The 12,709-nt window shown below is 67.3% G+C and carries 10 protein-coding genes; 4 read left to right on the top strand and 6 right to left on the bottom strand.

From position 1 onward, the window contains the following. Positions 1–101: 101 nt before the first annotated feature. The 6 genes from dnaG to I8N54_RS11955 form a co-directional block, all read right to left on the bottom strand. Positions 102–2,048: a DNA primase gene (gene dnaG / locus I8N54_RS11980; RefSeq protein WP_140197038.1), complete on the bottom strand. Its 1,947-nt coding sequence runs from the start codon at positions 2,046–2,048 to the stop codon at positions 102–104. Positions 2,049–2,145: 97 nt separating this feature from the next. Continuing rightward, on the bottom strand, positions 2,146–3,933 hold the full coding sequence (locus tag I8N54_RS11975) for an SLC13 family permease (RefSeq protein WP_140197035.1): 1,788 nt from the start codon (positions 3,931–3,933) through the stop codon (positions 2,146–2,148). 61 nt (positions 3,934–3,994) lie between these two features. Beyond that, on the bottom strand, positions 3,995–4,807 hold the full coding sequence (locus tag I8N54_RS11970; protein WP_140197032.1) for a TIGR00282 family metallophosphoesterase: 813 nt from the start codon (positions 4,805–4,807) through the stop codon (positions 3,995–3,997). A 50-nt stretch (positions 4,808–4,857) separates the two neighbouring features. Further along, positions 4,858–5,304, bottom strand: coding sequence for a hypothetical protein (locus tag I8N54_RS11965; RefSeq protein ID WP_140197029.1), 447 nt, complete (start codon positions 5,302–5,304; stop codon positions 4,858–4,860). A gap of 4 nt (positions 5,305–5,308) precedes the next feature. After that, entirely contained in the window at positions 5,309–5,773 is a 465-nt protein-coding gene (locus I8N54_RS11960; RefSeq protein WP_140197026.1) for an SH3 domain-containing protein, read from the bottom strand. A gap of 684 nt (positions 5,774–6,457) precedes the next feature. Beyond that, complete coding sequence (locus I8N54_RS11955) at positions 6,458–7,507, bottom strand: ABC transporter substrate-binding protein (protein ID WP_140197023.1); 1,050 nt, start codon at positions 7,505–7,507, stop codon at positions 6,458–6,460. Positions 7,508–7,650: 143 nt separating this feature from the next. Between I8N54_RS11955 and I8N54_RS11950 the strand changes: the two genes are divergently transcribed. The 4 genes from I8N54_RS11950 to I8N54_RS11935 all read left to right on the top strand — a co-directional run bounded on the left by I8N54_RS11950 (position 7,651) and on the right by I8N54_RS11935 (position 12,634). After that, positions 7,651–8,139 carry a DinB family protein gene (locus tag I8N54_RS11950; RefSeq protein ID WP_231592734.1) on the top strand — a complete coding sequence of 163 codons (489 nt, stop codon included), beginning with the start codon at positions 7,651–7,653 and terminating at the stop codon, positions 8,137–8,139. A gap of 3 nt (positions 8,140–8,142) precedes the next feature. Continuing rightward, on the top strand, positions 8,143–9,129 hold the full coding sequence (locus tag I8N54_RS11945) for an MDR family oxidoreductase (RefSeq protein ID WP_140197020.1): 987 nt from the start codon (positions 8,143–8,145) through the stop codon (positions 9,127–9,129). Positions 9,130–9,438: 309 nt separating this feature from the next. Next, positions 9,439–11,073 (top strand): BCCT family transporter, encoded by a 1,635-nt coding sequence (locus I8N54_RS11940; protein ID WP_140197018.1) that lies wholly within the window; start codon positions 9,439–9,441, stop codon positions 11,071–11,073. 139 nt (positions 11,074–11,212) lie between these two features. Beyond that, positions 11,213–12,634, top strand: coding sequence for a cryptochrome/photolyase family protein (locus I8N54_RS11935; protein WP_140197015.1), 1,422 nt, complete (start codon positions 11,213–11,215; stop codon positions 12,632–12,634). Positions 12,635–12,709: the final 75 nt, after the last annotated feature.

The raw sequence follows: 12,709 nt of genomic DNA, 5'->3' as shown, positions 1-12,709 counted from the left end.
ATATGGCGGCTGCCGGGAAGAGTTAGCTTTCGAATCAAAAGCCGAATCGGGTGATTCGCAAGCTCTCTACCGGAAAAACCTTCAGATGTGGCCTATGGCAGTCAGTTAGCGCCGTCCGGCCGTTTTTCAAAGTTGATCTGCGCGAGCAAATCGTCGAAGCGAGCACGCTCGTCGCGGCTGATTCGCGCCCCGTTCGCGCCGACCTCGAATTCCGTTCTGTCCTCGGACGACGTGCCCGAACCTGCCCGCTGCAGCGTTGCCCCGGACTGGGCAAGGCGGGCGGTGACATGTTCGTCGGCGAGGCCGTCCCTTATGTCCTCTTCGGCTTCCTGCATTTCCCGCCGGTGACCGCGCCGGGCATTCAGCTTCGCCAGTTCCTCCGCCAGGCAGAGGCGCGCGGCCTCGACATCGCCGGGCCTGCGCACGGCGGGGGTGAGGGCGACATGGGTATGGGAGAGCAATGCTTCAAGGGCATCGGGGCCGAGCCGGGCCTCGATCTGCGGACGGATGTCCGTTTCCGGATCGATGTGCAGCAGCGCATGGGCGAGCGCCGCGTGACCCGGTCCGGAAAACGACAGCTGTTCGAGTTCGCCGAGGAAATCGGGCAGCACGCCGGGCGTGATGACGAAGGTGGCGAGGATCACCGCCTCGCGCAGGTGGTCCTCGGGCATGACGCCGGTCGCGAGCATCGAGTTGCGGGTGGAGGTCCGCGCGGTCGCCGGCACGTCGCGCCGGAAGCCACCACCACGCCGCGGGGTGCGGGCAGGGCGGAACAGCTCCCACTTCAGCTGGCGCAGCGCGTCGTCGTAGTGGCGCCGCAGCCCCTGGTCCGGAATCTGCGCGGTGCGTTGCGACAGCGCGTGGTCGAGCGCGGCCTTCCGCTCCGGGCTGTCGAAAGACTTGTTCTCGGTCGCCTCCGCCCAGATCACGCGCACCATCGGGTCCGCCTCGTCGAGCAGCTTGGCCATCGCCGCCGGGCCCTTGGCCTTCAGAAGATCGTCCGGGTCCTGTCCGTCCGGCAGCAGCACGAAGCGCAGCGACTTGCCCGGTTGCAGCATTGGCAGGGCGAGGCTCACCACCTTGCGGGCCGCCCGGACCCCGGCGGTGTCGCCGTCGAGCGCGATCACCGGCTCGTCGGCCATCCGCCAGAGGTGCGCCAGCTGGTGCTCAGTGACGGCGGTGCCGAGCGGCGCCACAGCGGCGCCGAAGCCGTGTTCGGACAGCGCGATCACGTCCATGTAGCCTTCCGCCACGATGAGCGGCGCGCCCTTGCCGGCAGCCTCGCGCGCGGGGCCGTGGTTGTAGAGCGTCCGCGACTTGTCGAAGAGCGCAGTCTCGGGCGAGTTCAGGTACTTGGCGTTGTCGTTCGGATCCATCGCGCGGCCGCCAAAGGCTATGCAGCGCCCGCGCGGGTCGCGGATCGGGAACATGATGCGGTTGCGGAAGACGTCGTAGGGCTCTTTCCCGCGATCGGACTTGCGGGTGAGGCCGGCAGCGTCGAGCAGGTCCGGTGCGATGCCCTTGCCCCGCAGACTGTCGGACAGCCCCTGCCAGCCGGGCGGGGCGAAGCCGATCTGCCAGCGCTCCTGTGCGTCCTCGGACAGGCCACGCCGCTTGAGGTAATCCCGCGCGTCAGCCGCCGCGCCGGTTTTGAGCTGGAGGCGGAAGTATTTCACCGCCTCTTCCATCACGTCGGTCAGGCGGGTGCGCTGGTCGGCCTGCTGCTGGGCCCGGGGATCGGCCTCGGGCACCTGGAGGCCGACTTCGCCGGCGAGGATCTTCACCGCCTCGATGAAGTCGACATTCTCCGTCTCGCGCACGAAGGAGATCGCATCGCCCTTCGCGTGGCAGCCGAAGCAGTAGTAGAACCCCTTGCGGTCATCGACGTGGAAGCTGGCGGTCTTTTCCTGGTGGAACGGGCAGGGCGCCCAGAGGTCGCCCTTCGCGGCGTTCGACTTGCGGTTGTCCCACATGACCTTGCGCCCGACGACCTGGGCGAGGCTCAGGCGCGAGCGCAACTCGTCGAAGAAGGCGGGGGGCAGACTCATGGGCGGAATTATCCGGGTGCGGGAGGGTAGAGTCCACCGGCCCGGCGATCACGAATTTTCGCCGAAAGGTCGATAGCGGTTTTCCGTCGAAAACCGTCTAGGGAACCAGGGGCCAGATCAGCGGGATGGCGATGGAGACGATCACGGCCAGCGACAGGTTCAGCGGCAGGCCGACGCGGATGAAGTCGGAGAACTTGTAGCCGCCCGGACCGTAGACCAGCGTGTTGGTCTGGTAGCCGATCGGTGTCGCGAAGGCGGCGGAGGAGGCGAACATAACCGCAATCACCAGCGGCCGTGGATCGAAGCCGAGCGCGTTGGCAAGGCCGATCGCGATCGGCGTCATAACCACCGCGACCGCGTTGTTCGACACGACTTCGGTGAGCGTGGTCGCCAGCACATAGACCGCGAACACGACCGCGAAGGCAGGCAGCACCGCCAGCGACGGCGCCAGCGCCCCGGCGATCAGCTGCACCGCGCCGGAATGGTCGAGCGCCGCCCCCACCGCCAGCATCGCGAAGATCAGCGCCAGCAGGCGCGTGTCGATGTAGCCGAAGGCCTCGTCGGCATCGATACAGCCCGTGACCAGCACGAGTGCGACCGCGATGACGGCGAGCGCGAGGATTGGCATCACGCTGAGCGCGGCGAGGATCACGATCCCGAACAGCGCGCCGATGGCGATCGGGGCGTGGCTGCGGCGGAATGCGCGAGCGGAGGGCTGGGAGACGTCGACGAGCTCCATCTCCGTGGCAAGACGCTGGATATCCTCGTGCGCCCCCTCGAGCAGAAGCGTATCGCCGACCCGGACGACGAGGTCGTCGATGGCGCGGCCGATGTTCTGGTTCCGGCGGTGCACGGCAAGCACGTAGACCCCGAAGCGCCGGCGCAGCCGCAGCGTGCCGAGCGTCCGGCCGACCATCTTGCAGCCAGGCGTGATGAGGGCTTCGACCGTCTGGGTCTCGACCGTGGAGAGCTGGTCGACCCGGCGCAGCGACTTGTTCCGCTGGAGCGACAGGATCTCGGACATGGCGGTCCGAAGCACTACGCGGTCACCGACCTGCAGCTCGACGCCCTTGAGGTCGCGCCGGAGCGACAGGTCGCCCCGGATCACGTCGATCAGCCGCACGCCCTCGCGCTTGAAGAGCTGGACGCCTGTCACTTCGCGACCGACGAGGTTGCTGTCGGGCGGGATCACCGCCTCGGTGAAGAAGCGCATCTTCGAGCGGTCCGACAGGAGCGTCGCCATGCTGTCCCGGTCGGGCAGCAGCCGCGGCGCGATGAACAGCAGGTAGACCATGCCCCACGCGACCACGATCAGGCCGAGCGGGGTGATCTCGAAGATCGAGAACGGCTCGAGCCCGTAGCGGCGGCCCACGCCGTCGACCAGCAGGTTGGTCGACGTGCCGATCAGCGTCAGCGTGCCGCCCATGATCGCCGCGTAGGACAGCGGGATCAGGAACTTCGACGCCGGTCGTCCGAGCGTGCGGGACAGTTGCACCATCACCGGGATCATCACGACGACGACGGGCGTGTTGTTCATGATCGCCGAGGCGAGGATGACGAACACCAGCACCGCCCCGATGGCGAGCTTCGGATGGGTCTGCGCGTAGCGGTCGGCGAAACTCGTCAGCGCATCGAGACTGCCGGTGCGCACCAATGCGCCCATCACGATGAACATTGCCGCGATGGTCCAGGGCGCCGGGTTCGACAGAACGGTCAGGGCCTGTTCGTAGGGCAGGACGCCGGCCACCAACATCAGGGCCGCGCCGCAGATGGCCACCACTTCCGCCGGATAGGTCTCTCGCAGAAACGCGAGGAACATCATCACGACGATGGTGAGGGTGAGGATCGCTTCGCCGGTCTGCGAAAGCTGGAGTAGGTCAGTCATGATGCCCTGTCGACTCGCCAGCCGTGAGGATGATCCGGCGAAGCGAGGGGTGCAAGCCGGATCACGGGCCGGACTGCTCCAGCCGTCCGCCCTGTCGCACCGCGGTCACGCGCGTCGCCTTGCCGGTGCGGTCGTCGGTCTCGACATAGAGGCCAGACAGCGTGGCCTCTCCCTTGGCGGGCTCGAAACGGCTTTTCGGCATGCCGGTGATGAAGCGGCGCAGGGGCTCCTGCTTGTCCATGCCGATGACCGAGTGATAATCGCCGCACATCCCGGCATCGGTCATGTAGGCCGTGCCGCCCGGCAGGATCATCGCGTCGCCGGTGGGGACGTGCGTGTGCGTGCCGACCACGACACTCGCCCGGCTGTCGCAGAAATGGCCCATCGCCATCTTCTCGGAAGTCGCTTCGCAATGGACGTCGAGCAGACTGGCGTTGACCATGCCGCCGGGCGGATGGCTCTTGAGCACCGTCTCGACGGCGGAGAACGGGTCGTCGAACGGGCGCTTCATGAACACCTGCCCCAGAACCTGCGCCACCAGGACCTTGCGGCCGCCCGGCGCGTCGAAGACGCGGGCGCCACGGCCCGGCGCCGCCTTGGAATAGTTCAGCGGGCGGACGATGCGGGGTTCTGACTCGCAGAAGCCCAGCATGTCCTTCTGGTCGAACGCATGATCGCCGAGCGTGATGGCATCGGCCCCGGCCTGCAGGATGAGCTTTGCGTGCTCGACGGACAGGCCGGCACCGTTGGTGGCGTTCTCCCCGTTGACCACGACGAAATCGAGCCGCCACGCCTCTCGCAGGCGGGGCAGGTCCGACGTGATGGCCGAGCGCCCGGCACGACCCATCACGTCACCAAGGAAAAGCAGTCGCATCGCCGTGCCTTAGCACGGCCGCGCGCCGGGCGGAAACGGCCTTTCGGGGATTATCCCGCCGGCAGTTCCACGACGACCCCGCCGTGGCCGTCATCGACCTCGAGCCGGTCCTCGTACCAGGTCCAGACCGTCGGCACGCAGTTCGCCGAGGAGATCGGCGCGGCGAGGATCAGCCCGCTTTCGAGGTCGATGACGGCCGTGCGCTCCAGCACCGTCAGCTCGTAGGTGCCCGGCTCGCCGGAGAAATAGCGCAGCAGGCCGACCCGGCTGCCGAGCTCCGGCGGCACATACCAGTCGAGCGCGAGCGGCGTGACCGGAGCGTCGACGGTGAGCAGGACGGTCAGTGACAGGACCTCGTGGCTGGCCGACCAGCCGTCATCGGGTGATTGTTCCATCACCCAGCCGTCGGCGCGGGGATTGGCGACGGGCAGGGTACAATCCTGGGCAGCTGCCGGTGCGGCGGCGAGGAGGCACAGCAGCGCGATGGCGGTCTTCATGTCGTCAGGGTCCCGTCAGGTATCGTCCGTGCGCCCAGCCCTGAGAGCCGGAGCCGTGATGATAGAGAAAGAACCAGCGGCCGTTGCGTCCCTGCAGGCTCACCGCGTCGCCATGGTACATTCGCCGGATCACCTGCGCGCCACTGGTGGGGCCGGTCCTCAGGTTCAGGAAACCGTCGCCGGGTGAATTCACGTACATGTCCCGCAGGTCGGTCCGGTGCGTCAGGTAACTGCTGTGCGCCCAGCCGGAGAGACCGGTGTCGGGATGGCGAACCCGATACCAGGCCCCCGGCTTGTCGAGAACGTCGACACCGGACCCGTGATACATCTCGGCCGCGATCGCGTAGCCGGTCCCGGGCCCGGTGCGCAGGTTCAGGTAACCATCGCCGGGGGCGTGGACATAGAGTGTCTCCGCCCATGCGGTGGCGGCGACGAGGCAGAAGAAGAGCGGTGCGAGAAATCGGATCATGGTGCTGGAATGCGGGTCTGTGAATGAACTGCCGGCAGCCTAGGCGGGGGCTCGGGATCGGGCAACTGCTCAGAGCGGGGTTGGGGCGGTTAACCTTGGTGAAGGCGGGGCGGAACTTCGATCTTCTGGGGATTGTGCGGGTGGTGTGTCGGGGCGGGGAGGGCGCGCGCGCTGGCCCCTCACCCAACCCTCTCCCCCGAGGGGAGAGGGCTATGCGGCGCGTTGCAGGCGGATCGCGTGGGGTGCGCGGTGGATGCGCGCTGGCCCCTCACCCAACCCTCTCCCCCGAGGGGAGAGGGCCATGCGGCGCGCTGCGGGTGGATGGTGTGGGTGCGGGTGGGCGCGCGCTGGCCTCTCACCCAACCCTCTCCCCCGAGGGGAGAGGGCTATGCGGCGCGTTGCGGGTGGATGGTGTGGGTGCGCGGTGGGCGCGCGCTGGCCCCTCACCCAACCCTCTCCCCCGCGGGGAGAGGGCTATGCGGCGCGTTGCGGGTATATGGTGTGGGGTGCGCGGTGGATGCGGACTGGCCCTCACCCAACCCTCTCCCCCGAGGGGCGAAGGCTATGCGGCGCGTTGCAGGCGGATCGCGTAGGGTGCGCGCTCGATGCGCACCCCCAACGGCCCCCCCAAAAAAAACACCCCCGCGGTCTCCCGCGAGGGTGCAATACCGGATGGTCTGAGGCTCAGAACCCGGCCTTGATCATCTCGAACGTCTCGGACTGCTTCTGACGCAGCTCCTGGCTCATCGGTAGCTGGGCGAGCACCGGTACGTCGATCGACTCGAGGCCGGAGGCGACGAGGTCCTCTTCGCTGATCTCGCTCGAGAGGGCGGCATCGTTCGAGGTGCCGAAGCCGGCCTCGAGCAGCGGCATCGCGCTCTCGGGGGCGAGGATGGCGTTCAGGTAGTCGTAGGCCTTCTCCTCCGAGCCCGGCGACTCGGTCATGTTGACGTAGCCGCAGAGCCAGAGCGAGGAGCCCTCGGTCATTTCACGCTCGAACGCGATGGACCGGCCTTCCTCGACCATCGTCGGGTAGGTCTCGTTCCAGGCCCAGGAGACGAGGATCTCGCCCGAGGAGAGGAGCTGCGCGAGCTCGGCCGGGTCCGTCCAATAGGTGCGCAGGTTCGGGTGAACCTCCCGCAGCCAGGCGCTGGCGGCCTCGAATTCCTCGTCCGTCGCCTCGGACCAGTTGGTGACACCGGTGGCGAGGTAAGCGAGCGCGTAGGCGTCGTCGACGTTGTCGGGGATCGTCAGGCGGCCGGCGTAGTCGGGGTTCTTGAAGACTTCGAGGGTCGAGACGTCCTCTTCCGGCACTTCGTCGGGATTGTAGGCGATCGCGGTCGAGCCGAAGTCGGTCGGAATGAAGTAGGCTTCGGCATCGCCGGAGGCCACGTCTTCACCCGTCAGGTCGGAGTTCAGCTCGCCGAAGGCGTCGATCATGCTGGTGTCCCACGGCTCGATGATGCCGCTCTCGACCCACTTCGTCACCGAGCCGGCGCAGATGTGGGCGATGTCGGCCTCGAAGCCGGAGACGAGTTTCTGGAACGCCTCTTCCTCGTCACCGAAGAAGCTGAAGGTCGGGCTGTCGCCGTTCTTCTCGATGTAGGCGGCGTGGTAGGCGGGATCCTCGAACCCCGGATAGTCGAGAATGATGAGGTCGCCGTCCTGGGCCGCGGCGGCGGAGGCGACCGTGGCGAGCGCGGCGGCGGAGCCGAGCAGATGCTTGAGGGTCATGAGTGTTCTCCCTGTGTCTTTGGACCGCACCGACGCTAGCACGGGCCTGCGCGCGGGCAAGGGGGATGTGCTTGCAGCCGGTCCCGTCGCGCACAATAGTCGGCAGGTGCTGAAGGAGGTGGCGGCAACCCGATGGAGGTCACGTGATCACGCCCGACTATTGCCGGACCATGGCGCGCTACAACGCATGGCAGAACGACTCCATCCGCACGACCGTCGCGGCGATGCCGGACGAGGAGCTGCGGCGCGACCGGGGCGCGTTCTTCGGCTCGATCCTCGGCACGCTCAACCACCTGCTCTGGGCCGACCGCCGGATCCTTGCGCGGCTGCAGGGCGCGTCGCTGCCGGGCGGCTCGCCCGAGGGCAGCGCAGACCTCACGCCGAACGGGGCGGAGTGGAGCACCGCGCGGTTCCGGGCAGACGGACGGATCAGGCTCTGGGCCGACTCGCTGACGGCGCTCGACCTCACCGGCACCGTCACCTGGGGGCCGGGCGGGACCTACCCCCGGGCCCTGATCGTTACTCACTTGTTCAATCATCAGACACACCACCGGGGACAGGTTCACGCGATGCTCACCGCAGCCGGTCACGCGACCACCGCGACCGACCTTCCCCTCATGCCGGAGAAATAGCAGATGTTCAGAGCGCTCGTCGTCGAGAAGGACGGAGACGATACTCACGCCGGGATACAGGTCATGGATGAATCCCGCCTGCCGGACGGGGACGTGACCGTCGCGGTCGAATATTCGACCCTGAACTACAAGGACGGGCTCTGCATCGGGCCCGGCGGCGGGCTGGTGCGCAATTACCCGCACGTGCCGGGCATCGACTTCGCGGGCACGGTGGAATCCTCCGACAGCGACCGGTTCAAGCCCGGCGACAAGGTGGTGCTGACCGGCTGGCGCGTCGGTGAGGTTCACTGGGGCGGCTACGCCGAGAAAGCGCGGGTGAAGGCCGACTGGCTGCTGCCGCTGCCGGACGGGCTGACGACCCGGCAGGCAATGGCGGTCGGCACGGCGGGCCTGACGGCGATGCTCGCGCTGCTGCGGCTCGAGGACCAGGGGCTGCAGCCGGGGCAGGGGCCCGTGCTGGTGACCGGCGCCTCGGGCGGTGTCGGCTCCGTCGCCGTGGCGCTGCTTGCGGCGGCTGGTCACGAGGTCGCAGCCGTCACGGGTCGGCCGGACAACGCGGACTATCTCAAGGACCTCGGCGCGACCACGATCGTGCCGCGCGAGGACATCGCGGAGACCGTGAAGCGCCCGCTCGAGAGCGAGACCTGGGCCGGCTGCATCGACGCTGTCGGGGGCGCGATGCTGGCCCGAGTGCTGGGCCAGATGAAACACGGTGCCTCGGTCGCGGCCGTCGGCCTCGCCGGCGGAGCGAACCTGCCCACCACGGTGGTGCCGTTCCTGCTGCGGGGGATCAACCTGCTCGGCATCGACAGCGTGACCTGCCCGAACGAGATCCGGGGCGTGGCATGGTCGCGGATCGCTTCCGACCTCGATCTTTCCAAACTCGACGGCATGGTGGTGCCCGCGACGCTCGAGGACCTGCCGGAGCTCGGCAATTCGATCCTGGAGGGTGGCGTCAAGGGCCGCGTTGTGGTCGACGTCACCGCCTGACGGCTGTCGCGAACGAGGGGCCGGGTGCGCGGGTATGTCACACGACATGCCCGCATCCGTCGTTTTTGGTCGGAAAAGCGGCTTCACGGGTTCACTTCGGCGACTTTCTGCTGTTACGCTAGGCATATTGTCGCGGCCGGAGAGGGCGCCGTGCGATGAAATGACACTCACGGGCGGAAGGCATCGCGTCTTCCTCGACTTGAACCGGCCGCTTCCGGCAGCGCGGACGATACTTTGCGTCCTGCCGGACTGGTCAGCATCCCTCCTGCTGACCCGGGCCGGGCCCGATAACAAGAAATGGAAGGTCACATGACCGACGAAATCACCGACGCCGTACCACCCCCGGAGGGGGCGGCCGGCGTCATCGACACCGATTACGAGATCGGACAGGACAACATCGAGACCAAGATCGGCCCCTTCGGGATCGACATCCACAACCCGGTCTTCGTCGTCTCGGGCGCCGCGATCGTCCTGTTCGTCCTGTTCGCCATCCTCGCCCCCGACACCGCGGCGGCGGCCTTTGCGTGGATGTTCGACTTCGTCACGAAGGGCTTCGACTGGTTCTTCCTGCTCTCGGGCAACATCTTCGTCATCTTTGCGCTGGTCATCGCCCTGACGCCGCTTGGCTCCGTCCGGCTCGGCGGGAAGGAAGCCACCCCGGATTACGGCTATGCCGGGTGGTTCTCGATGCTGTTCGCCGCCGGCATGGGCATCGGCCTGATGTTCTACGGCGTGGGCGAGCCGCTGACGCATTTCTCCTCCGCGATGGGCGGCACGACGGTGGGCGAAAACGGCCTTCGCACCGACTGGGCTCCGCTCGGCGGGGCTGCGGGCGATGCCGCGGCCGCCGAGCGCCTGGCGATGGCCGGCACGATCTTCCACTGGGGCCTGCACCCCTGGGCGATCTACGCCGTCGTTGCGCTGGCGCTAGCGCTGTTCTCCTACAACAAGGGTCTGCCGCTCTCGATCCGCTCCGCGTTCTACCCGATCCTGGGCGAGAAGGTCTGGGGTTTCTGGGGCCACGTCATCGACGTGATCGCGGTCTTCGCGACGCTGTTCGGGCTCGCCACCTCGCTCGGGCTCGGCTCGGCGCAGGCGACGGCCGGCCTGTCGGACCTGTTCGGCATCCCCTCCAACATCACCTCGCAGGTGATCCTGATCGGCATCATTACCGCGATGGCGCTGATTTCGGTCATCCGGGGCCTTGATGGTGGTGTGAAGGTGCTGTCGGAGATCAACCTCAGCCTCGCGCTGCTGCTGCTGGTCTTCGTGCTGCTGGCCGGCCCGACCGTGGCACTGCTGCTCGGCTTCTTCGAGAACCTCGGCGCCTACGGGCAGTACCTGCCGGCGCTGTCGATGCCGTTCGGCCGTGAGGACGTGAACTTCACACAGGGCTGGACCAGCTACTACTGGGCCTGGTGGATTTCCTGGTCACCGTTCGTGGGCATGTTCATCGCCCGCGTCAGCCGGGGTCGCACCGTGCGCGAATTCATCGTCTGCGTGCTGATTATCCCGACGCTGCTGTCGGTCTTCTGGATGACCGTCTTCGGCGGCACCGCGATCAGCCAGGTCGTCAACGACGGCTACACTGCCGCCGCCGATGCGGTGCTCGACGTGCAGATGTTCCGCGTGTTCGACGCGCTGCCGCTGACGGCGATCTCCTCGCTGATCGGGATCATCCTCGTCCTGGTGTTCTTCGTGACCTCGTCGGACTCCGGGTCGCTGGTGATCGACACGATCACCGCCGGTGGCAAGGTCGACGCCCCGGTCACGCAGCGGATCTTCTGGGCCATGTTCGAAGGCGTCGTTGCGATCGCCCTTCTGCTGGCCGGAGGGCTCGCGGCTCTGCAGTCGATGGTGATCTCCACCGGTCTGCTGTTCGCGGTCATCCTGCTCGTCATGTGCTACTCGATCGTGAAAGGGCTCCGCTCCGAGCCCCGCTGATCCGGCGACATGATCCGAAACTGCGGCGCGGCGTCCTCATCCCGGGGGCGCCGCGTTGCGTTCTGGCTGGGTGGAACACGGAACCCGGGCAGGGGGTGCGGTGATTGATCCTGCACCCGGCATCGAGCGTAAGAGAGACATGAGCGACACGTCCCCCATCATATTCTGGTTCCGCCGCGACCTGCGGCTTGGCGATCACCCCGGCCTGACGGAGGCCGTGAAGAGTGGCCGTCCGGTCATCCCTGTCTTCCTGCATGACGAGGTCGTCGAGGTGACTGGCGCGGCACCGCGCTGGCGGCTCGGCCTCGGTGTCGGTGCGTTTGCGGAGACGCTGTCGGACAAAGGCTCTCGCCTTGTCCTGCGGCGCGGCAAGGCGCTGGAGGAGCTGAGGGCGCTCGTGAAGGAGACGGGCGCCGGCGCGGTCTGGTGGTCCCGGCTCTACGATCCCGACGCCCGCCAGAGGGACGAGCGCGTGAAGGCCGGCCTCAAGGACGACGGCATCGACGCACGGTCCTTCGAGGGGCACCTGATGTTCGAACCCTGGACTGTCGAGACCGGGCAGGGTGAGTTCTACAAGGTCTACACGCCCTATTGGAAAGCTGTGCGTGGCCGCGACGTGGCCCCAACCCTGTCCGCACCGAAGGAGCTTCCCGCGCCGGACAGCTGGCCGAAATCGGACAAGCTCGAAGACTGGAAGATGGGCGCCGCCATGCAGCGCGGCGCCGCTGTGGTCGAACCCTACGTCTGCGTCGGCGAAGACGCGGCGTCGCACCGGCTCGGCTCCTTCATCGCCAACCGCGTCGCCGACTACGGCGAGGCACGCGACGTCCCCTCGGTCGAGGGCACGTCGCGCCTGTCGGAAAACCTCACCTACGGAGAGATCTCTCCGCGCGCATGCTGGCACGCCGGGGTGCGGGCGCGGGAAGAGGGCAAGCAGGGGGCAGAGACGTTCCTGAAAGAGCTCTGCTGGCGCGAGTTCGCGTACCATCTGGTTCACCACACGCCGCGTCTGACCTCGGACAACTGGCGCGAGGAATGGTCCGCCTTCCCGTGGAACGAGGACGAGCGCAAGGCCGAGGTGAAGGCCTGGAAGCAAGGTCGCACCGGGATCGATTTCGTCGACGCGGCAATGCGCGAGATGTTCGTCACAGGCACGATGCACAACCGGGGCCGGATGATCGTCGCTTCCTACCTCACCAAGCACCTGATGTGTCACTGGCGCATCGGCAAGGAATGGTTCGAGGATTGCCTGATCGACTGGGACCCGGCGAACAACGCGCTGGGCTGGCAATGGTCGGCGGGCTCCGGCCCCGATGCGACGCCCTATTTCCGGGTCTTCAACCCCGAGACGCAGGCGGAGCGGTTCGACAAGGACGGCGACTACCGCAAGGCGTGGGTGGCGGAAGGCCAGTCTTCTCCGCCCAAGACCGCGCTGGCCTATTTCGACGCCATCCCGAAGAGCTGGGGGATGTCGCCCGACGATCCCGAGCCGGAGCCCGTGGTCGGAGTGAAGGAGGGCCGCGAGCGTGCGCTCGACGCCTACCAGAACCGGGATTTCTGAGCCATGGCCTTGCGATAGCGTGACAATTAACGATGCCGACCTAAACTCCACATGGGGTTAGGGATGACGGGGAAA

The sequence above is a fragment of the Pelagovum pacificum genome, assembly GCF_016134045.1.
In the GTDB taxonomy this organism is placed as follows: Bacteria; Pseudomonadota; Alphaproteobacteria; order Rhodobacterales; family Rhodobacteraceae; genus Oceanicola; species Oceanicola pacificus_A.
The sequence above is the reverse complement of the archived record's forward strand: the minus strand, read 5'-3'. Positions and strand labels throughout refer to the sequence as shown.

Bases quoted from the DNA above. Each gene is read 5' to 3' on its own strand.
- I8N54_RS11960 (WP_140197026.1), bottom strand. From the start codon at position 5,773: ATGATCCGATTTCTCGCACCGCTCTTCTTCTGCCTCGTCGCCGCCACC.
- I8N54_RS11970 (WP_140197032.1), bottom strand. From the start codon at position 4,807: ATGCGACTGCTTTTCCTTGGTGACGTGATGGGTCGTGCCGGGCGCTCG.
- I8N54_RS11935 (WP_140197015.1), top strand. From the start codon at position 11,213: ATGAGCGACACGTCCCCCATCATATTCTGGTTCCGCCGCGACCTGCGG.
- I8N54_RS11955 (WP_140197023.1), bottom strand. From the start codon at position 7,507: ATGACCCTCAAGCATCTGCTCGGCTCCGCCGCCGCGCTCGCCACGGTC.
- I8N54_RS11965 (WP_140197029.1), bottom strand. From the start codon at position 5,304: ATGAAGACCGCCATCGCGCTGCTGTGCCTCCTCGCCGCCGCACCGGCA.
- I8N54_RS11945 (WP_140197020.1), top strand. From the start codon at position 8,143: ATGTTCAGAGCGCTCGTCGTCGAGAAGGACGGAGACGATACTCACGCC.
- I8N54_RS11975 (WP_140197035.1), bottom strand. From the start codon at position 3,933: ATGACTGACCTACTCCAGCTTTCGCAGACCGGCGAAGCGATCCTCACC.
- I8N54_RS11940 (WP_140197018.1), top strand. From the start codon at position 9,439: ATGACCGACGAAATCACCGACGCCGTACCACCCCCGGAGGGGGCGGCC.
- dnaG (WP_140197038.1), bottom strand. From the start codon at position 2,048: ATGAGTCTGCCCCCCGCCTTCTTCGACGAGTTGCGCTCGCGCCTGAGC.